Origin of the sequence: Aestuariirhabdus sp. LZHN29 (assembly GCF_049985285.1) — a bacterium.
Lineage (GTDB): Bacteria > Pseudomonadota > Gammaproteobacteria > Pseudomonadales > Aestuariirhabdaceae > Aestuariirhabdus.
In genome coordinates this window covers 297168-317292 of record NZ_JBNIEU010000004.1, presented here as the reverse complement: position 1 = coordinate 317292, position 20125 = coordinate 297168, and the positions used below count along the sequence as shown (strand labels likewise).

General features: G+C 56.3%; 17 protein-coding genes. 8 read left to right on the top strand and 9 right to left on the bottom strand.

Annotated elements, in window-relative coordinates; translation table 11 throughout:
* Window positions 1–9: 9 nt before the first annotated feature.
* From ACP3PW_RS15555 to ACP3PW_RS15540, 4 genes are all read right to left on the bottom strand, one after another.
* Window positions 10–381, bottom strand: a complete 372-nt coding sequence (locus ACP3PW_RS15555; RefSeq protein WP_426417647.1) for a hypothetical protein — start codon at window positions 379–381, stop codon at window positions 10–12.
* A 134-nt stretch (window positions 382–515) separates the two neighbouring features.
* A complete protein-coding gene (locus tag ACP3PW_RS15550; protein ID WP_426417646.1) occupies window positions 516–881 on the bottom strand; it encodes a hypothetical protein in 366 nt (121 codons plus the stop codon).
* A 101-nt stretch (window positions 882–982) separates the two neighbouring features.
* On the bottom strand, window positions 983–1219 hold the full coding sequence (locus ACP3PW_RS15545) for a hypothetical protein (RefSeq protein WP_426417645.1): 237 nt from the start codon (window positions 1217–1219) through the stop codon (window positions 983–985).
* 222 nt (window positions 1220–1441) lie between these two features.
* Window positions 1442–2407: an NADPH:quinone reductase gene (locus ACP3PW_RS15540; protein ID WP_426417644.1), complete on the bottom strand. Its 966-nt coding sequence runs from the start codon at window positions 2405–2407 to the stop codon at window positions 1442–1444.
* Between the two features lie 146 nt (window positions 2408–2553).
* On the opposite strand from ACP3PW_RS15540, the gene ACP3PW_RS15535 reads away from it, so the two are divergent.
* A complete protein-coding gene (locus ACP3PW_RS15535; RefSeq protein ID WP_426417643.1) occupies window positions 2554–3126 on the top strand; it encodes a DNA-3-methyladenine glycosylase I in 573 nt (190 codons plus the stop codon).
* Window position 3127: 1 nt separating this feature from the next.
* Here ACP3PW_RS15535 and ACP3PW_RS15530 read toward each other — a convergent pair whose 3' ends face one another.
* The 5 genes from ACP3PW_RS15530 to ACP3PW_RS15510 all read right to left on the bottom strand — a co-directional run bounded on the left by ACP3PW_RS15530 (window position 3128) and on the right by ACP3PW_RS15510 (window position 9080).
* A complete protein-coding gene (locus ACP3PW_RS15530) occupies window positions 3128–3469 on the bottom strand; it encodes a hypothetical protein (RefSeq protein WP_426417642.1) in 342 nt (113 codons plus the stop codon).
* A complete protein-coding gene (gene hemG / locus ACP3PW_RS15525) occupies window positions 3469–4896 on the bottom strand; it encodes a protoporphyrinogen oxidase (RefSeq protein WP_426417641.1) in 1428 nt (475 codons plus the stop codon). Before hemG ends, ACP3PW_RS15530 begins: the two co-directional genes overlap by 1 nt.
* A complete protein-coding gene (locus ACP3PW_RS15520) occupies window positions 4896–6146 on the bottom strand; it encodes a radical SAM protein (RefSeq protein ID WP_426417640.1) in 1251 nt (416 codons plus the stop codon). Before ACP3PW_RS15520 ends, hemG begins: the two co-directional genes overlap by 1 nt.
* Before the next feature lie 8 nt (window positions 6147–6154).
* Window positions 6155–8122 (bottom strand): universal stress protein, encoded by a 1968-nt coding sequence (locus ACP3PW_RS15515; RefSeq protein WP_426417639.1) that lies wholly within the window; start codon window positions 8120–8122, stop codon window positions 6155–6157.
* Between the two features lie 220 nt (window positions 8123–8342).
* Window positions 8343–9080 carry a carboxypeptidase regulatory-like domain-containing protein gene (locus ACP3PW_RS15510; RefSeq protein WP_426417638.1) on the bottom strand — a complete coding sequence of 246 codons (738 nt, stop codon included), beginning with the start codon at window positions 9078–9080 and terminating at the stop codon, window positions 8343–8345.
* Window positions 9081–9661: 581 nt separating this feature from the next.
* Here ACP3PW_RS15510 and ACP3PW_RS15505 point away from each other — a divergent pair.
* The 7 genes from ACP3PW_RS15505 to ACP3PW_RS15475 all read left to right on the top strand — a co-directional run bounded on the left by ACP3PW_RS15505 (window position 9662) and on the right by ACP3PW_RS15475 (window position 20119).
* Window positions 9662–11479, top strand: coding sequence for a cytochrome ubiquinol oxidase subunit I (locus ACP3PW_RS15505; RefSeq protein ID WP_426417637.1), 1818 nt, complete (start codon window positions 9662–9664; stop codon window positions 11477–11479).
* On the top strand, window positions 11479–12015 hold the full coding sequence (locus tag ACP3PW_RS15500) for a c-type cytochrome (protein ID WP_426417636.1): 537 nt from the start codon (window positions 11479–11481) through the stop codon (window positions 12013–12015). The genes ACP3PW_RS15505 and ACP3PW_RS15500 overlap by 1 nt, the downstream gene beginning before the upstream one ends.
* A gap of 16 nt (window positions 12016–12031) precedes the next feature.
* A complete protein-coding gene (locus ACP3PW_RS15495; RefSeq protein ID WP_426417635.1) occupies window positions 12032–14410 on the top strand; it encodes a c-type cytochrome in 2379 nt (792 codons plus the stop codon).
* A gap of 159 nt (window positions 14411–14569) precedes the next feature.
* Window positions 14570–15658: a cytochrome-c peroxidase gene (locus ACP3PW_RS15490; protein WP_426417634.1), complete on the top strand. Its 1089-nt coding sequence runs from the start codon at window positions 14570–14572 to the stop codon at window positions 15656–15658.
* A gap of 12 nt (window positions 15659–15670) precedes the next feature.
* Window positions 15671–16852, top strand: coding sequence for a cytochrome-c peroxidase (locus tag ACP3PW_RS15485; RefSeq protein ID WP_426417633.1), 1182 nt, complete (start codon window positions 15671–15673; stop codon window positions 16850–16852).
* Window positions 16852–17415, top strand: coding sequence for an arsenate reductase (azurin) small subunit (locus tag ACP3PW_RS15480; protein WP_426417632.1), 564 nt, complete (start codon window positions 16852–16854; stop codon window positions 17413–17415). The genes ACP3PW_RS15485 and ACP3PW_RS15480 overlap by 1 nt, the downstream gene beginning before the upstream one ends.
* A 7-nt stretch (window positions 17416–17422) precedes the next feature.
* Window positions 17423–20119: a molybdopterin-dependent oxidoreductase gene (locus tag ACP3PW_RS15475; protein ID WP_426417631.1), complete on the top strand. Its 2697-nt coding sequence runs from the start codon at window positions 17423–17425 to the stop codon at window positions 20117–20119.
* Window positions 20120–20125 lie beyond the last annotated feature (6 nt).

Here is a 20125-nt window from a genome sequence, read left to right as displayed (position 1 = left end):
GTCAGCAGCTTAGTCTTCCGTTACCCGTAAAGGAGTGTCGTGACTAATGCGGAAGTTATCACCGTAAAAATGTCGGCATTCGTTATCGAATACTGCATCACACCGCATGCCGGTGGTATAGCCCCGTTCGCCTCGGGTGATTTTGCACAGCTGAAAATAAGCCGCGTAGTGGTCGTTGTCTGCGACAGGGGCTGACAGCAGCACCACGGAGCGGATGTCCAGAGACTCCTGGCGAGCGAGTTGACGTACCTGCTTTTGCATTAGTTGCAGGCTTTCACCGCTTACTCCCTGCTCCAGGGCCGATGCAATCTGGTCTTCGAGACGCTGTTGCAGTAACACCTGTTGCTCCAGCTGGAACTCCAGGTCATTGCACTTAATCACAATCCGAGAGGCACCATGGACAGGGGCTCCGAATAGTATTGAAGCACTGAGTAACAGGCTGGTGAAGAGGTGGCGCACGGAATGCTTATCCTGAGGTTAGCCGGGGGCGCCCATTGTACGTCCATTGAGCCTGATTAGCATATTACCCGGTTGCAGCCCTCGTTTTCACGCAGGTCGTCGCCCATCAGAATCGCCTTACCCTTGTCGCCGTCGGCATCGGTGACGATAATCTCGAGCTGGGTGGCGAGGGAGGGGACTCGAAACGTGAGTTGTCCGCGACCGTCGAGGGGTTTATCCACCACCACACGGCGAATATCGTCGATCACTCGCACCTGGGCCACCTTGATAATGCCCTTTTCGCCGGAATTAACCGTAACGCTAATGCGGTTGCCAACCAGTTGGGTGTTGACTGTAAGGGGGAACGCCTTGTTCTGCTCGGCAATCTGCGCGCAGCCTGCGAGCAATAATGCGGCTATGGCCATGAGCAAGTACCTGTTCATTCAAATCTCCATGATCTTTCGTGCTTCTATTTGGGGGCTATGGCTCCAGTCTCGGGGTGATGCGCATCCGGTGAAGAGATGAAGCAGGTTGCAGCCACAGCCTATTTTCCTGAAGCATAGTCTTCATACCTTAGATCGTCTTCTGCCAGCAATAGTTTCCCGCGGTCGCCATGGGTCGAGGTTGCTATCAGACTCAGGCGGTTTGCATCGGAGGGAACGGAAAAGCTAAGGGAGCCCTCGTCGCTAAGGGGGCTGTCGACAATTGTGCGGTTCCTGTCGTCGATAACCTGAAGTTGGGCGTGGGGGACCAGATCCCTTTCATGGTTACGGACTTGCACTGTTATTTGACTACCCAAACGCTGTGCTTGGATGCGTAAGGAGGCGTTCGTTGCTGTGTTCCCCGGTTTGGGCGCAGCCCGCAACTAATACAGCACTTATGGTCGCAGCACTCAGCAAAACCCTGTTCATCCCACACTCCTTAACGGAACCACCAATGATTAGGACTCGTTTGCGGGGGCTTGGTTCCCGGGATCGGTTTGACCCCGGGGAGGTCGGCGCTCTTACGGCACGGAAACGACGATGTTGCCGCAGGCTCCAGCTTCAAGCACCGCTTCGTGAGCCAGGCCCATCTGGGCCAGGGGGAAGGCCTTGTTGACAACCGGGGTGAGGGAGCCATTCTCCAGCCCGGCAACCAGCGAAGCGTGGATGCAGCGCAGCTCGTCAGGGGTGGCGTTGGCTAATGCCATACCCAAAATAGCGGCATCCCGCGCCATGGTGTCCCGTGGATTGATTTCGACCGGGCCCCGGCTACCGATGATGACCACACGGCCACCCTTGGCAAGGGCCGGCAGATCGTGGCCAAGGTTGACGTTGGCCAGCATCTCCAGAATCAGGTTGACGCCGTTACCGCCGGTCAATGCAATTGCTTCTTGCAAGTGGTCAGGGTCGTTGTGGTCCAGTACATGGTGAGCACCGTTGGCCAGCACCAGGTCACGGCCAACATCGGTGCTGGCCGTACCTATAACGCGTAATCCCGCTGCGCGGGCCAGCTGCACCGCAGCCAGGCCGACTCCGCCACTGGCGCCGTGTACCAGTACGGTTTCTGAGGCCTTGGCATGGGCGCGGATAAACAGCGCCCGCCACGCGGTGGTGTAGGGGACGCCGAGGCAGGCTCCCTGCTCGAAACTAATACTGTGGGGCAGGGGCTGCACCTGATTTTCGTTGCATAGGGTCTGCTCGGCGCTGGCACCGGTGAGGGTGCCAGCGCAGTAAACACGGTCGCCCTCTTTAAAGCGGGTGACCCCCTTGCCGACCGATGCAATCACGCCTGCCGCGTCCTTGCCCGGGCAGTGGGGGAACAGGGCGCTGTAATTGTTGATGCCAGCACGGATGTAAGTGTCGACAGGATTAACGCCGGCAGCTTTAACCGCAACGACCACCTGACCCTCACCCGGTTGCAGGTCGGCGACCTCTTCCAGCTTGAGAACACCAATATCGCCGTGCTCGTGAGCCTGAATCGCTTTCATGTTTGTCTCTCCCGTCGAAATAAATGATCGCCATAGCATAGACAGTTCGTCATCAAAACAACAGCGCCAACCGGTGTCTATCGTACTTGACCGCAGCGCAGCTTCGGGCAATCCTGAAGGTTCTAACAGCAGACGGAAATGCCGCTATGGAACGTTGCCCCTGGCCCACTACCGACCTCTATTGCCACTATCACGATACGGAGTGGGGGGTGCCGCTGCACAGGGATGCAAAACTGTTTGAGTTTCTGTTGCTTGAAGGCGCGCAGGCAGGGTTGTCATGGCTCACAGTGCTTAATAAGCGCGAGGCATATCGACAGCTGTTTGATGGCTTCGATGCTGAAAAAATAGCATGTTATAGCGATAGCAAACTTGAACAGTTAAGGACCAATCCGGCGATCATTCGCAATCGCCTTAAAATTGAATCCTTCCGGCGCAACGCTCGCGCTTATCTAAGCCTGCTGGAATCGGTGGATAGCTTTGACAGTTTTATATGGCAGTTTGTCGACCACCGGGTACAGCAAAACAGCCCGGTGAGTATGGCGGACGTTCCCGTTACCACTGCCGAATCTGATGCGATGAGCAAAGCACTGAAAAAACGGGGCTTCAATTTCGTGGGCAGCACTATCTGCTACGCCTATATGCAGGCCACAGGGATGGTCAATGACCACCTCACCAGCTGTTTTCGGCATCGGGAGCTGATGCACCATCAGCAACGCTAGATTACCGGCAGTGATTGTCGATAAGGGTGCCTACTCGCAGCAGATAGGTCTCTACCGGTTCATCGCCATCTCGCGGGTAAAGGTAAAGCAGCTTGGCAGCTATCAGGTAGGGGCGCCTGCTCTCTTCACCTGCCGGGCGCGGTTGGGTAATGACCTTGTGCAGGTAGTCGAGCGTCTCTTCGCGCTGTTCGCAGTAGCGTGGAAGTGATACCTCCTCGGTGTAGAGGTGAAACCAGAGATTAATCGCAAGCAGGGCGATTAAGACGCCGAGAATAATTTTCCAGGGCCGGATCGCCGTTGGCAGAGGATCGCTGTCGTGGGGGGAGGGTGACGAGGAGCGCATCAGGGTATCGCGACTCTCAGGTCAACGGGCACCTGCAGCGAACGCGAAGGGTGCTCTTTGATGGTATGGATCACCCGCCCCGCCAAACGATAACTGGCAGCGATACGTTCGCGTACAGAGACACCTTCAAGATAATTCCCATTGAGACTAAGCCCAGGCTGCTGCTGGCACAGTTGCTGAATTCTCTGGTAGCGCTGGTGATGACCGAGCGGGTAGCGCGGAAGACCCTGGGGATGGCGAACCAGGGAGACGTAATCCGGATCTGCGCCGATCCCTAGCAGCTGGTCCAGGTCATCCAGTACGGCCTGCAGGCTTGTTTTATGGTCCCAATCGACTGCCTGCGGGCGACGAGAGCCGCCGAGGTAACTGGTCAGCAGGTGGTGGCCAGTGGGTGCCCGGTTGCTGAAAATCGAGCTGGGCCACAGGCAACCATTGATGGACAGCGTGCTCTTGCTGGGGGTCAGGAACCCCTGACTGTCGAGGGGGTGGTTAATGTTTTCTGATGCGAACCCCGTGTGAACCAGGGTTATGGGGGCGTATTCGATACCTGTCAGTAGATGACTTAGTTCGGCAGCGCTGGATTTCAACAGTTGTGCGCTCACCGTCGCCGGGCAGCAGAGCATCAGTTGGCGACATTCGACGGTGCGCTCCCCGTCGGGCGTCGAGGCGGTTACTCTCCACCCGCGCGCGCAACGCTCTACCAGCAGGGCTCGGTGGTGATAGCGCAGCTGTCCGGGCCGAGCTTCCAGCGCTTGGGCCAAAACCCGGGGCAGGGTCTGCATGCCTTCAAGGAAGGAGAAGGAGGGCTGCCCTACGGGTGTACGTTGACCCTGTAACCGTTTCCATAGAGCCCCCAGCAGGATGCTGCCGTATTCGGTTTCGAGGGCCGTCAGGCGGGGTAATATCGAACGGGCGCAGGCCTGCTCGGGGTCATTGGCGAGGGTGCCGCTGACAAAGGGGTCGAGAGCGCGATCCAATAGTTCTGGCCCCATGCGGCGGCGAATAAAATCTGCCACGCTCTCTGTGGCGCTGTTGCCTCTGGGTAGCAGGGGCTCGGCCAGCATGCGCAGCTTTCCGCGCCAGGAGATCAGCGAGCTTCGGGCCATGCCAGGCAGGGTGGGGCGAAGAGGTAGCAGCCGCTCCTGCTCCAGCAGGTAACGGGTGGCGTTCACTCTTGCGGGCCGTTGTAATCGTGTCAGTCCGGCGCCGCACTCGGTAATCAGCCGCTCGACTTCAGGTCGGTGGTTGACGATCATCGACGCGCCCTGCTCGCACAGGTAGCCAGCCTCGCGGCGGCTTGCGATTTTTCCCCCCGGCTCGGCGCCGCTTTCCCACAGCTCCATCGACAGTCCGAGGTGATGCAGCCACCAGGCACTGGATAGCCCGCTGATACCGCCGCCGATAATCAGTAGGTCGAGCGGCTGCATCAGTCGTTTAGGTCCGGTTTAAACGGTGGCTTGGATCCGAAACGTCGTGCGGTAAGTTCATCGAGATGACGGCAGCTGACGTGGCTGTCTCCCTGCTCACGGGCATAGGCTTCAGCGCGTTTGCGGACCATTGCGCGGATAAATCCGGGTACTCGGGAGATGCGCTGTTCGGCGTCGGGGTTCCAGCCCAGCGGGGCGTCGATCACGGGCGCTATGGTTGCGCCGCCCTGGGGATGGTAGGCGCACAGAGGATCTTCCCCCATCAGCCCATCGCCAGAGGCCTGCGGTCTGGCACGACAGCCTCCACAAAGTTGCTGGTATTCGCATTGGCCGCATTTGCCTTCGAGTCGTGGGTTGCGCAGGGTGTCGAAGGTTGGGGCGTTGTCCCATAGTTCGAGAAAGGAGTGCTGGCGAATGTTGCCCACTTCATCGGCGATGTAAGGGCATGGCGTAACCCCCCCCTGAGGAGTTATGCGACAGTAGCCGCTACCGGCGATGCAGCCATCGCCCTCGTTGCCGCTGATCCGGTTGATTTCAGCATGGGGGTGACGCTGGTGGGCGACGCGTTTGTAATGGGGCGCGCAGCGGGGGCGTATCAGCATGTCGGGATAGTGCTCCTGCAGCTCCAGTGCCTGATGCAGTACGCGCTCGTATTGCTCGGGGGTGATATCGGTAACGCGTTCGCCGCGGCCGGTACACACCAGGAAAAACAGATTGAAGACGCGGGCACCCTGTTGGTGAGCGGCGTCGACCATCGCTTCGAGTTCGTGGGCGTTGCCGGCGTGAACAGAAAAATGAACCTGAAAGCTCAGGCCCTGGACGCGGCACTGCTCCATCGCGGTGACTGTCTGGTACCAGGCTCCGGGTTTACCCCGGAAGCGATCGTGCCAGTCAGGATCGATTGAATCGAGGCTTATGCCTACCCCCATTAACCCGGCGGCTTTGAGTGAACGGATTCGCTGTTCACTTAGCAGGGTGCCGTTACTGCCCAGCACCATAAACAGCTTTAACCCACTGCCATGGGCGATCAGCTCTTCGAGATCACGACGCAGCAGAGGCTCGCCACCCGTCAGCACCACCATGGTCTCGGTGCCTCGGCTGGCGATCTCCTCCAGCAGCGTGCACACCTCGGCGGTAGAGAGTTCGTTGGGGGCGCCGTCGCTTAATGTGCGGGCGTCCAGGTAACAGTGGTCGCACGCCAGATTGCAGCGATCCGTGAGATTGATAGCGATCATGGAGAGGGAGGGCATGGGGCTACCTACTGGTACTGATCCGGGTTGTGCTCCGAGTGGAAACCGCCACTGTCGAGCCAGCCGCTATTGGCCTCTTTCATCACCTCAAGGTTAACGCGCTCCAAGCCCTTCTCCCGGGCGCACCGTTCCACCTCCTTGATCACCATGCCGCGCACAAAATCGGGTATGCGGGCTATGCGGCGCTCGGCAGCCTCGTCCCATGGCAGGCTCATCTGCTGACCCTGTGAATCCTGTTCCCATTGGTCGTATTTGTCTTCCATCAGGGCCAGAGTCACTTCGCCCTGTTTTAGCTTGAGGGCGTGGGCTTCTACTCGCTGGCGAGTCATTTGGCGCATAAAACCCGCTGGAACCCGCTGCAATCGTTGCTCTGCATCCGCGGTCCAGGGTATCGATTGGGAGGGGGCCGCTTCGCTCTTTTTCATTCCGAACGGGCATTTGCCGGCAGTATCGCCTGTACTGTTGATCGCATTGATGTCGGCCAGCTCTGCCAGCTGTACGAACGCCGCAACATCCTGCAGCCGGACCTCCTGGGCGCCCGCTTGCCGGGTATGTTTTTCTGCGCGCAAACGAATGGTGTCGCGCAGGCTGGTGGAGGGGATCTGCTGTAGGCGTGCCAGCGCCTCATCACTCCATAGCGGGTTAAAAGGAGGCTCGGCGGGGCTCTTTTGGTGGGGCTTGTTATCGGTCGCTCCACTGTCAAAAGCCTCAGGTTCGTCGTGCATTACCGGACACAGCTTGGCGGTGGCTTCTGCGACTATGCTCTCGGTAATGACGGTATGGCCCTGCTCCTGGGCGAAACGCAAAATAGCCAGGCGTGCCATGGAGCGGGCAAAGGAGGGTACCGACAGCAGGCGCTCCTCGGCTTGGGTGCTCCAGCTGGTGGTGGCTTCGGCGATCCACTCGATGCGAGGGCGGTACTCCCGTTGGCTCAGCAGCAGGGAACAGGTTGCACTGCGCAACAGGTTTTCGGCGTTGCCACCAATATCCAGCTCCTCATCGGCGTGGATGCCCAATTTACCGATCAGTAAAAGCGCGGGGTCCAGGGTTTGGGCATGGCGCAGGATCACCTCCCAGGGTTTGCCTGCAAGGAGCGTGGTGGTGGCTTCGATCCCCTGTTCGCGGCAAATGTCCGCCGCGACATCAAGGTGACCCTGGTAGATTTTGGCTAACCCCGCGTCGATGATATCTTCGTGCAGCTTTTCCTGCTCCTTGAAACGAAATACCTTTCCCGCCTCCTCGGACAGCACCGCGGCGATTCGGTTGAAGGCAACGTAATGGTAGTAAGGGTCGTAGGCGGAAACGATGTGCAGCGGCTGAGCCCAGGCTGTACAGAGGCGAATAGCGGTAATAAGGGCGCCGTAGGCGCGCGATGATCCATCAAGGGCGACCAGTAATGGACCGCTGCTAATGGGGCGTTGGGCATCCTTGATGACCAGTGTATCGATGGCGCTGCGGCGCACGCTGCGCTCGCACACGGTGCCCAGGCCTCCTCCGGCAACGGCCCCCAGCCCCTGGGCTCCCAGCACCAACAGGTCATGGCGACCACTATTGGCCTCGCGCACCAGCTCGCGGTAGTTCTTCCCCTCGAGGGCACAGCGTACATAGGGAAGATTGGCGCGTTCACAACTGGTCTGTAGCTGGTCGAGGTAGGAGTCGGTGATAACAGACAGGCCCCTGGTGATCAGTTCGTCGTGGATGTCCCGCTGGCGCTCCAGCTCCTCCTCTTCCTGGTACTGCTCTGGCAGTCCCCCCTCCATTTGGCGAAAACGCTGGTCGTGGAGACGGGCCGCATAGACATGGGCACCGGTAATTTGTGCATTCGATAACGCTCCGATCGCCAGCGCGGCCTGGAGTCCATGGTTGGAGTGGTCCGAAGCATCTGCTGCTATGAGGAGATGGGAGTAATCGTCCAGCCCGGGAACCAGCAGAGTGTCGTCCGTATTGGCTTGGCGAAGAGAGTCGGAGGGAGTCATGGGCGGTTCCGTTATCAAGAAACAGTCGCGCTGGCCGGACTACGGTTAGTGTATAAGCCAGTAGCCAACGATCGTTACTATGACAGCGGCATTTACAATGGCCCCACAGAGTACGAAACGATCGAAGCGGTCAAGTCGCGGTGTTTTTGATGTGTCAGGTTGATCCATAGTGCCTTGGCGCTGCGCTAACCCATCAGGAATGATGAGCCAGGGCAGTATATCACTTGTAATCGAAGCTGACGTTAGCCGTGCCGTTGGGTAACACCTCAATCGAGGCGCTTTGTTCTCCCAGGGTGCCGTGCCAGCTTTTTATTTTGTATTTGCCTGGGGGGACGGCGTCAATGGTGAAGCTTCCATCGTTGTTGACCACCGCGTAATAGGGGTTTTTTGCCACGAACACAAAGGCATGCATAAAGTCGTGGGCGTCGCATTCCAGCTTCATTGCGTTGCCGCGTTTGAGTACGACCTTTTTGGTTAGCGTGCCAGGTTCTGGCTGCGAGAGGTTAAACACCGTTTTTTTAGCGAGCTTCTTGCCCGCCTGAATCTGCTCATAGGTGTGAATGTTGTGCAGCACGGTGTCTTTGTTGATCGAGCTGATGGTATCCCGGTTATGCATGACGCTCAGGTAGGGCAGGAAGTAGCACTCCTGTTGGTCCACCACGGCCGGTTTTGAAGGGAATGCCTTGCCCTGGTTGACCCTGTCGAGAAATACCACGACATCGCTCAGCCCACCATCGTTGACCTTGATAAAGTCGATCTCCCGCGTGCCTGTGCCACAGACAGAGTTATCCTTGGTCACACTATAGGGGCGCGGCGGCTGGTCGGTACCGCTGAAGGTGACCTTACCGGTTACGGTGCCGCCATCCTTTACGTCAACCTCCTGATAGCTGGCCGCCAGAGCGCCAGTGCTGAACACGAGGCTGAAGAGCGCGGTACAAAGACGTTTGCTGGTCGTCATGATCTACTCCTGATAGACAACGGATCGATTCTCTGTGGCAGGTTTTACCATGGACTTCCGGGGACTGCCACCGTCAGGGTCAGTCTCAGGGGCTGCTTTGGAACTCAGGCAGCAGGGTTTGTGACCTGGATCAGTTTGCTCGACCTTAAGGGGGCTGGAAACTCGGCATACTGCTGTATTCTGGTAAGCTACGCAGCAGTCTGGCCGGTTCACTATAAAGGGCTTTGCAACGGGCGTTAACCAAGGCAGTAACAGGGTAGAACAATGAGTGTGCATCAGGATAATGAATCTCGGCAGGAGCCAGCGGGAGCCGCTACAAGTTGGGGCCCCTGGTTGTTTCGTGGGGTGTTATTAGTGACCGCAGTCTATTTCTGGTGGCTGGTTATCTATGATCACGGTGTTAGCGCGAACCACTGAATAGGGAACTATTATGGAGTCGGGAAACGGAGTTGGTTTTAAAGTCGGGAGTGCAGTTTTTCTCTTGGTTGGCCTGTGTTTTTACCTGATGACCCATTGGGTGATGGATGCCCAGGGTTTGCCCCTGTATTTCAATTTGTTGCCGGCAAAATAGGGAGCAAGGGATGTTCGCAGGAATCGAGCGCTCGAGATGGCTGGCAGCACTGGTTTTATTGGCAGCGCTGCTGCTTGCCGGGTTCCTAACGGTACCGACGGCTGAGGCTGCGGCACCGGTCGAAATAAGCGCGGTGGCCGAGTCCGATGCAAGTGAAGGCCGTTTTTCGGCACCGGACCTTAAACGTGAGGACTACCCTCGCAGTCGGTACAGCAGCCGTTCGGTGGTATGGGTGCTGGCCCAGATGCATCTGTTTTTTGCTGCATTCGTGCTAGCAGTACCCCTGTTTGTGGTGTTTATCGAGTGGCTGGGGGTGAGGTCAGGAGACTCCCGTTACGACGATATGGCTCACGAGTTTATGAAAATCAGTATGACCGCCTACTCGATTACTGCCCTGTTTGGCGGTGCCTTGGCGTTAGCACTGTTTATGTTGTACCCCCAGTTTATGCAGTATATGGCGCGGGTATTTGATGGTCAGTTTTTGATCTATGCACTGCTGTTTTTTGCTGAAACGGTGCTCCTTTACCTCTATTTTTACAGCTGGTACGCACTTCGCTACGGTAATTTGAAGTGGGTCCACCTGTGTTTGGGGGTTGCTTTGAACGTAGCAGGTACCACCATTTTGGTGATGGCCAACGCCTGGTCCACCTTTATGATGGCGCCTTCAGGGGTGGATGTGAGTGGTGCCCTGACCTCGGGTAATATCTGGGAAGTGATTCGCGGTCCTCTGTGGAACCCGATGAACCTGCACCGGTTTATCGCCAATATCGCCTTCGGCGGAGCCATTGTCGGTGCCTACGCAGCGTACAAATTTCTTGCGGCACGCACTCTGGCGGAGCGGGCCCACTACGACTGGATGGGCTATACCTCAAACTTTATTGCGATTCTTGCCTTCCTGCCGCTTCCCTTCGCGGGCTACTGGCTCATGGCGGAGATCTACGCATATTCCCAACAGATGGGTATTACGGCCATGGGGGGGATTCTTGCGTGGCTGTTTATCGTGCAGGCGGTGCTGATTGGAACGATCTTGCTGGCGGCCAACTACTACCTCTGGTCCGGTATGTCGCGCACGGGAGGGGCCGGTCGTTATGGTTGGATGATCAAGTACATAGCTGTTGTTTTGGTGCTCAGTTTTTTGGTGTGGGTAACACCCCACTCCCTCATCCTGACTCCCGCTGAATCCGCACAGATGGGAGGAAGTGCCCATCGCTGGCTGGGGCCGCTAGGGCTGATGCCTGCAAAAAATGTGGCCGTTAACCTGATGCTGGTGGCCACTTTTCTCTCCTTTCAGCTGTACCGGCGTTCGGGTAAGCAGCCTACCGTGGCCTACGCAGGAGTGCTGAATACTGTGATGGTGGCAATCTATTTCTGGGCCGTCGTGACGATCATCTTCAGTGGTGTCTATTACGGCTACTTCACCAATACCGTTTACAAGGTGGGGTCGAGCGTGGTGCAGGTCGTTGCGACTCTCAGTGTTATTGTCGGGGGGGTGGTCATTGACAGCCTGCTATTTCGCAGGGCTCGGGTCGTTGAGGCGGCTTGGGGACAGGTATCGACACGCTCCCAGTACGCGTTGTTCGCCTTGCCGGTAGCCTTTACCTGGCTAATGGCGCTGATGGGATATATACGCTCCTCGGTACGCGGCAACTGGCACGTTTACACAGTGATGAAGGATAATTCGGCTGACAACTTTATTCCGGCCATTGGTCACGCCGGCAATATGATGACCCTGGTCACCCTGCTGTTTCTCGCCTGTATTCTGTTTATCTTCTTTATCGCATCACTTAGCGAGAAGCGGCAGCTGCCACCCGTAGCGGGGGAAGCCTAGTGCCCATTTTACTGCGGGTGGTGTTGTTCTCCCTCTGCTTGACGCTGCTCTTTACCGGGTTCGCCAATCTCTTACCCCAGATAGAGGGTGAGGCGGAGGCTCCGTTGGCAATATCGACAGAGGATGAGCCGCTGCGGGTCGCTGCTGGAGAGCAGCTTTTCAACGGCAAGGGCAGTTGTGCCCTGTGCCATAACTCTATGGGGCGGGCCCCGGATCTGTTGGCCATGGATGTGGTGGCCAGTGCCTCTGCCCAAGTGAGCGACCCGGCCTATGGAGGGCTGGCCACTACGGCACCAGCTTACCTCTACGAGTCCATGGTAGCGCCCAGTGTGTTTGTGGTGCCAGGCTATGGCATAAAGGGCAGCGCTCCGCCCAAGTCACCTATGCCCGATGTGAGCGCAGCGCCGATCTCGCTAACCGAACAGGAGATGGGGGCCATTATTGCGTACCTGCAAGCGAAGGATGGTTACCGGGTAACCCCCTGGATTGTTCCTGAGGCGTTGAAGGCGCTCAGGTTGGGAGAGATGCAAGAGTAATGGATGGATGGGCCGAATGAGGCAGATATCACCATTTTGGCAGGCGCTGTTGCTGTGGGTGGGCTGCGGACTGGCGCTTGAATTTGCCGTTTATCCGCTGATGCCACGCTCCCTCTTGATCCAGTACATGGTAATTCTGGCGGTGGGTCTGTTGCTTTATTATTCGGCGGATGACCAACGCTGGCAGGCATTTCTGGCGCCGTTACGTGCCCTGGTGGTATCTCCCCGGCTTGGATGGTTGAGAGTCCTGTTGCTGGTGGTGATCCCCCTTGGTGGTGGGGCACTCACCTACGTTGTGCTTCAGCCGACTCATCAGGCACCACTGGAGCTGCGCCAGGCGCATCCTGCGCCGCCCTCCAGTTTCAACGCCTGGGGTAAGCGTATCGAGCTTAACGGGTTGGATAACCCCATTCGTGCCGAGTTCAGCCAGCAGTGGCAACAAGACCCCGAAGGTGCGCTGGGTGTGTATCGAGAGGCCGTTGAGCAGGGGCGTGATCATTACTTTAATCGCTGTGTTTTCTGCCATGGAGCACTCCTCGATGGTCAAGGCCATCTGGGTTTGGGGCTGAACCCTGCACCGGCTAATTTTCGGGACATTGGCACCATTGCCCAACTGGAGGAGAGCTATCTATTTTGGCGTATAGCGACCGGTGGCCCCGGGCTACCGCGTGAGGGAGCGCCCTCACGCTCGGCGATGCCGGCATGGCACGAGACGATGGATGAGCGGCAGGTATGGCAGACGATTCTTTTTCTGTTCGATGCGGTGCAGCAGGAACCAAGAATTTGGGACCCTGAACGTTCTTCGGTGGCCAGTGCGATTCGCCAACGGGTTGCAGCGGAACGGGCCAATCTTGAGGGAGAAAAACTCTACCAGTTGCACTGCGCCTCCTGTCATGGCGAGGAGGGACTAGGTGACGGCGTTGCGGCAGACAAGCTTTACCCCAGGCCACGGGATTTTGGGCTGGGGTTATTCAAGTACAAGCGCTCTCCCGGGGCCGCCCCGCCCCGGGATGAAGACCTCGTAGAGATCATTGCCAATGGGTTGGCGGGAACCAGTATGCCGGCCTGGAAAGGGTTGCTCAGCGAGCAACAGATTCGCTCGCTGGTGCCGGTCATTAAAGGGTTCGACTATGTGGGCACCTGGGCGCCCGAAGATGCTGAAGAGTCGGACTTCGACGAGCAGGGCCGTTATCGTGGTAACCAGTGGTTAATTGTTGAGGATGAGGAACCGGTGGCAGGGCGGGTGGCCTATAGCCCTGAGTCGGTCGCTTTGGGGCGCAAGCAGTACGAGGCGACTTGTCAGGAGTGTCACGGCGAGCAGGGGCGGGGAAATATTCTCTCGGATAAACCCCTGGAGGATGACTGGGGTTACCGGGTATGGCCTCGGGATCTGACCAAACCCCTGAGCTGGCGCGCTAGCGAAGAAACGGGCAGCGATGCCCGCGATAAAACGATTGCCCGTCTTTACCAGCGTATCTCAATCGGCATTAGCGGTACCCCGATGCCGGCCCACAGAGAGGTGGAAGCGGGCAACAAGGACCCACTTTCTCTCGCTGATCGCTGGCACGTTGCAAACTATATCTACTCGCTCCGCGCAACGGATCTCCCCTTGGCTCCCGATGCGCTCGTGCGGGGGCATCGCATCGACGGTGCGTTGCCCGATAACGGGGCCGACCCGCGCTGGCAGCAAGCAAGAGCAGTCGCGTTGCCGCTTGCGCCGAATTTGATGGTGGAGGAGCGGCTCTACACTCCATTGAATACCTCAGTCGAGGTGCGCGCGCTCTTTAATGCCGAACAGATCGCCTTCTTGATCGAGTGGAATGATCGCACCGATAGTCGTCCCGGGGCGGAAACTGCAGAAAGGCTGCAGGACGCCGCGCTGACACTGTCCCCCGATGCCCTGGCCCTGCAGTTTCCCCGGGCTGTGTTACCCGGGACTGGTTCACCACAGGATAAGCCTCTGTTGCGCCACGGCGATCCTCGTCACAGGGTTGCGCTTTGGTACTGGAATGCAGGGCGGGTCTCTCCCCCCTTACCACAAGCGGTAAACTCGTTTGAGGGCCACGGCTTGCAATCGCCTTTGCGCCCTGGGTCGTCGGCTCCCGGGTTATCTGCGCAAGGGCAGTGGGATGCTGGACGCTGGCAGCTGGTTATACGAGCTGACCGCGAATCCCCTGGTTTGGCTTTCAGGGAGGGTGAGTACCTGCCGTTCTCACTGGCTAACTGGGACGGGAGCAATGGTGAAGCGGGGTCGCGCCATACACTGACCGGCTGGCATCAGCTATTGCTTCCAGAGACCTTATCAGCGGCAAGACTCTATGGAGTCCCCGTGGGTGTCATGCTTATACTGCTGTTGTTGATGCTGTGGCTGAACCGCAAAACAGATCGACCATAATCACTCCAACTTTTTCCTATTTGCGCTACCCTTAACCGAGGCGTGGCGGGCCCTTGACCAGCCAATTTTTTCATTCATGGATGACGACCGGCGCGTTGACTGTGAATGCTATTTGGCTCAGCAAAGGACCAGAGGATGAGCGGCAAGGAGATCCGGGTAGTGAGAATAATAGTGGTTGTGGCAAGCCTGTTAGCAGGGCTTCTGGTAGCAGGGTCTCCCCATCTCGCTGCGCAGCCTATTGAGCCTTTCACTGTCGATAGTGCCAAAGCGGAGCTGGGCAAGCGGCTCTTCTTTGACCCCCGCCTGTCGGGTGACGCGGGAATTTCCTGCGCCAGTTGTCATATCCCGCAAAACGCGTTCGCCCATCCCGATGCCCTGGCTCCCGGCTATCCAGGCAACAAACACTTCCGAAACTCTCCAACGCTGGTTAACAGTGCTCTGAAAAAAAGCTGGATGCACGATGGCCGCCTCGGCACCAATCTCAACGATGTGACCCGAGAGATGATTACCGAAACCTACTTGATGAATATGGATATGCGCTTGATGCAAGAGCGCATTAAGCAGGACCCGGAGTATGTGCGGATGTTTTCAGAGGCCGGAATGGGGGAGCCCTCAAACGGAGGGGTACGCAATGCAATCCCTGAGTACCTTAAAACCTTGACTTCCCGCGGCTCAGCCTATGATAGCGGTACAATGAGTGAATCAGCGCAGCGTGGAGAGCAGTTATTTAAGGGCAAGGGAGGCTGCAGCCAGTGCCATGGGGGGCCGCTGTTTCTCGATAACAAGGCGCACAATACCGGGGTGCCGGAAAACTTCGATATTTTTCTCGACCCGCAACGGGATCAGGCCTTTATCGCCTTCAATAAGTTTATGGGGGTTGCCAACTACATGAACTTAAAAAGAGATGTTGGGGCCCACGTTCGACTGCACAAGCAGGATAAAAGCGATGTTGGCTCGTTTATGACGCCAACCCTGCGCGAACTTAAATATACCGCACCCTATATGCACAACGGTATGTTGAGCACTCTGGAGGAGGTGGTTGAGTTTTATAATCAAGGTGGAGGCAAGGATCGCAATAAATCTCCGTTAATGAAGCCGCTTGGCTTGGACAAATCCGAGCAGTCAGACCTGGTTGATTTTCTGTTGGCACTGTCCGGAGATCCTTTGCTTGGGCCACAGTGGGTATGGGATCAGCCCTATCCCGAAGAGTACGAAGCGATTGGCGATTGGCGTGATAAAAGCAACTAGGAGGCGGGAATAATGGAAGGCTTCAGTCGGAATATTGGTGTTACTGCCCGAGTTGCTTTGGTGGTTGTTTTTATATGCGCTCTTTCTATAGTGCAAGCCGCAAATGGCCGAGCCCTGGCGCCACTGGGAGAGGTTCCGGTGCCGGCAGATAACCCCCAATCGGAAGCCAAGGTGGAGTTGGGGAAACTACTATTTTTTGATCCTCGCCTTGGAGGCGATGCCTCTATCGCGTGTGTCGGATGCCACGAGCCGAACTCTGGCTGGGCGTGGTCCGATCAACTATCGCGGGGGTACGCCGGAACGGTGCACTGGCGCAACAGTCAAACTATCGTCAATTCGGCCTACTATCCCGACCTCTTTTGGGCGGGGTCTGTGCCCTCCCTGGAAAAACAAGCCCCCTCGGCAGCTAAGGGAGCAGTTGCCGGCAATGGTGAAGATGATTTGATGGAAGCACGTTTGGCGATTATTCCAGAATACCGGCAACGTTTTGCAGAGGTGTTTGGCGATGAATGGCCAAGAATATCCAATGCCTGGAAAGCCATTGCCGCCTTCGAGCGAACCCTGGTGCAGAGGGATACGCCGCTGGATCGCTATCTACGTGGAGACAAAACCGCGCTGAGCGCCCAGCAACTAGAGGGGAAAACACTGTTTGAAAACAAGGCCGGTTGTATTCAGTGCCATAGTGGTGCCATGGCTAGCGATTTTCGATATCACAATATTGGTGTTCCTCCCTCCGAGGTGTGGGATGAGAGTGGTATCGCGCAGGTGACCTTTCGTTACGAGCTATATGCCAAGGGGGTCTCCGAAGCGCTCTACAGGCGTTTGAAGGATGACCCGGGTGCCTATTTTAGAGGCAAAAACAGCTGGGATATGGGTAAGTTTCGTACCCCGTCGTTGCGTTATATTGCCTACACCTCACCCTATATGCATAACGGATCCTTTTACTCTCTCGAGGAGGTGATCGATTTTTATGATCGCGGAGGATACGACGAATACGGCAATACCAATGAGTTTGTGGAGACGCGATCCAAGCTGATTAAACCCCTGGGTCTAACCGAGGCAGAGAAAACATCTCTTTTGGTATTTCTTGAGGCATTTTCCGGACCAGAGATCGTTATAGAAACTCCTCATTTACCCGAGTATGCACCACGCTTTACACAGCAAGAGTTGAGCGCCGCTCAGGAGGCGAAGTGATGACGGCTAACAGGCAAAAAAAAGAGACGGAAGGCTGCGTAGTTTCACGACGTAATTTTTTGATTGGAAGTGCCGCCACCGCCACCACTATCAGTGTAAACCTCTTTCCTGGAACGGCCCAAGCCGTGGCCACGAAGGCGAGGGTGGTTGGCTATCCGCGTAAGAAAATCGCCACGCTTAGTGAGCTGGAACCCAATAAACCGATCGCGTTTTCCTACCCTGAAGAGGGTTCGTTGAATAACTGTGTGCTGGTTCATTTAGGGGGCGTACAGGCGGGCGGAGGCATAGGTTTGAAACGCGATATCGTCGCATTTAGTTCAGCCTGTACCCATCAGGGCGGGCCATTAGAGAGTACCTATAAAGCCGTAGGTGAGCACCGGGTCCTTGGTCAATGTCCATTTCACCTGTCTACCTTTGATCTGCGCCGTCACGGTATCGTGATATCAGGGCAGGCCTACCAGAGCTTACCCCAGGTTTTGCTTGAGGTGGAGGGGCATGATATTTACGCCGTGGGCATGATGGGACTGCTGTTCGGCCACGATCGCAACTTGAAGGAGGCGTAGAAAGCTTATGTCCAGCAACTACTATATCTCTCCTGATCACGCTCCCCTGCCACCGACAGATGCCGAAGTGCTTACTACTGCCTGTGACTACTGCATCGTTGCTTGTGGATATAAGGTATATCGTTGGCCTTTTGGATCTCCTGATGGCGGTGCTACTGCGGCGGAGAATGCCTTTGGTGTCGATTTTCCAACCGGGCCACTGCAGCAGTGGGTTGCACCGGGCCAGCATAACGTAGTGATGCACAAGGGGGCGCCCCACAACATAGTTGTGGTACCGGACAGGGCAACTCGAGCCGTTAACCTTAATGGTGATTCCAGCGTTCGCGGTGGTTTGATTGCGCAGAAATGCTACAACCCGTCTACGCCTACCCGGGATCGTTTGATGACGCCGTTGGTTCGAATATACGGACAGCTACAGCCGGTACCCTGGGAGTTTGCACTGGATATAGCTGCGGCCGTGGGGAAGCACGTTATTGAAACCCATGGTGCCAACGCTTACGGCGTAAAAACCTACTCGTACCAATATATCGAGAATACTTACGCAATCACCAAATATGCACGTCGGCACATTAATACGGCGAATTTTACCTTTCATGATACCCCCTCTGATGTTACCTCAACGCCGGGGTTTCGCGACGCCGGCTTTGATAACTTTGGTCCCAGCTACGAAGACTGGGGAGGCGCAGATACGCTAATGGTGTGCGGTACCGACCCCTACGAAACGAAGACTGTATTGTTCACCCAGCACATGATGCCAGCGATTCGCCGAGGGATGAAAGTGATAATGCTCAACCCCAGGGAAACTGCAGGGGTTGCGTACGTGAAGACAATGGGAGGGATGCACATTGACCTGTTACCGGGTACAGATAACCTGGTATTGGGCGCGATTGCCCGGGTGATTCTTCAGAACGGTTGGGAAGATAGTGAGTGGATTTCACAGTGGGTAAACAATAAATGGGAATCCAGTTCGGGTTTTGGCCAGGGTACTCGTAATACTCCCTGGCAGTGGCGGACCACATGGGGCTTATTTCAAACCAAGGGCTTTGAAGACTACAAGGCCTGGAACCTGGCCCAAAAGGAGTACGACCCAGAGTATGCCGCAAGGGTTGCCGCTATCGACGTTGAAAAGATATATCGTGCGGCTCAGTGGCTTGCAAAACCGACCGGAGAGGGGCGGCCCAAGGCATCCTTTGGTATCGAAAAGGGACTCTATTGGAGCAACAATACCGGCAATACCAACGCGATCAGTTCATTGGCGACAATCTGTGGTGCGGGCGGTCGACCGGGGCAGGTTGTAGGCCGCTTTGGTGGCCACCAACGGGGTGGGTTATCGGGAGGAAGTTACCCCCGTAATAAATCCCCGGAGAAGTTGCCGGGGCGCAGGCGGCGGGCGCTCGATACCGACCGCTGGACCTACTCTGGTCACACACGTATGGCCCACGTGATAGGAACAACCTGGCTACAGTCTATGTGCGGAAGCCAGGGCTTGCAAAACCGTTTCTGGGAGTTGGTAACCTCCAACCCTCACCAGGTTCGCAGTTACGATAAGCAGGAGATCATCGATAGCCTGAAGGCGCGCGCAGATTCCGGGGGGATGGTGGTGATCAATCAGGATATCTACCTACGAGATCCCATCGGTGCCAAGTTTGCGGATATCGTATTTCCGGCAGCAACCTGGGGTGAGGAAGACTTTATTCGCGCTAACGGTGAAAGACGCTTGCGCCTGTATCAAAAGTTTTATGATGCTCCCGGCCAAGCCAAGCCGGACTGGTGGATTATCTCAAAATTGGCCAAGCGTATGGGCTTCGATGGCTTTGATTGGAGCAATGCTAATGACGTTGCTGAAGAGGCATCTCGCTTTAGCCGAAACAATCGCAAGGCGTTTCATATGGTGACGGTGGCCGCACATCTGGAAGGAAAAACCTTGCATCAAAAGATGGCCGAGTTTGGTACAGATGGCATCCAGGGTCCGGTTTTTTACAATTACAAAACGGGCCAACTCCATGGCACCAAGCGGTTACACGATACCACGTTAACCGAAGCTGACTTCGAGCGGCTCGGTGTGGGTAACGGTTTGGAGGGGGCCAACCGATACGGTAAAAAGCTAACTCATTTTAATAGCCAGACAGGCAAGGTAAATCTTCAAAAACATCCCTGGAGCCTGTTTTCAGATTTCTATGAGTGGTTATCCCCAAAAGGAGAGGAGCTTTGGTTTAGTAATGGACGCATCAACGAGATCTGGCAGTCCGGTTTTGATGATGTGGAGCGAAGGCCTTACATTAGTCAGCGCTGGCCAGAGAACTGGGTGGAGATTCATCCGGATGATGCTGCCCAGCGAGGTATTGAGTCTGGAGATCAGGTTATGTTGTTCTCAGATCGAGTGGCTGCCTTTAAAGATACGATACTGGGTGTTGAGGGTAATAATTTTCAGTTTTCAGAGCTGATGAAACGAGGTCATATAGAGCTGAGCAAAGCTGCGGTTACTGCGGTTGCAATGGTTACCCCCGCAGTCAAAAAGGGGATGCTGTACGCCAATATGCTCGATCCTCGCCAGCCTACGAATGCACTAACGGCCCGGGTCGTCGACCAAATTAGTGGCAATTACAATTACAAAATGGGTGTTGCCCGGATTAAAAAAATAGGTGAATCGGCTTACAAACATGAATTTCGGAGCATGTCGTTCGTTCCAAGGAATATTGTGTAAAAATAT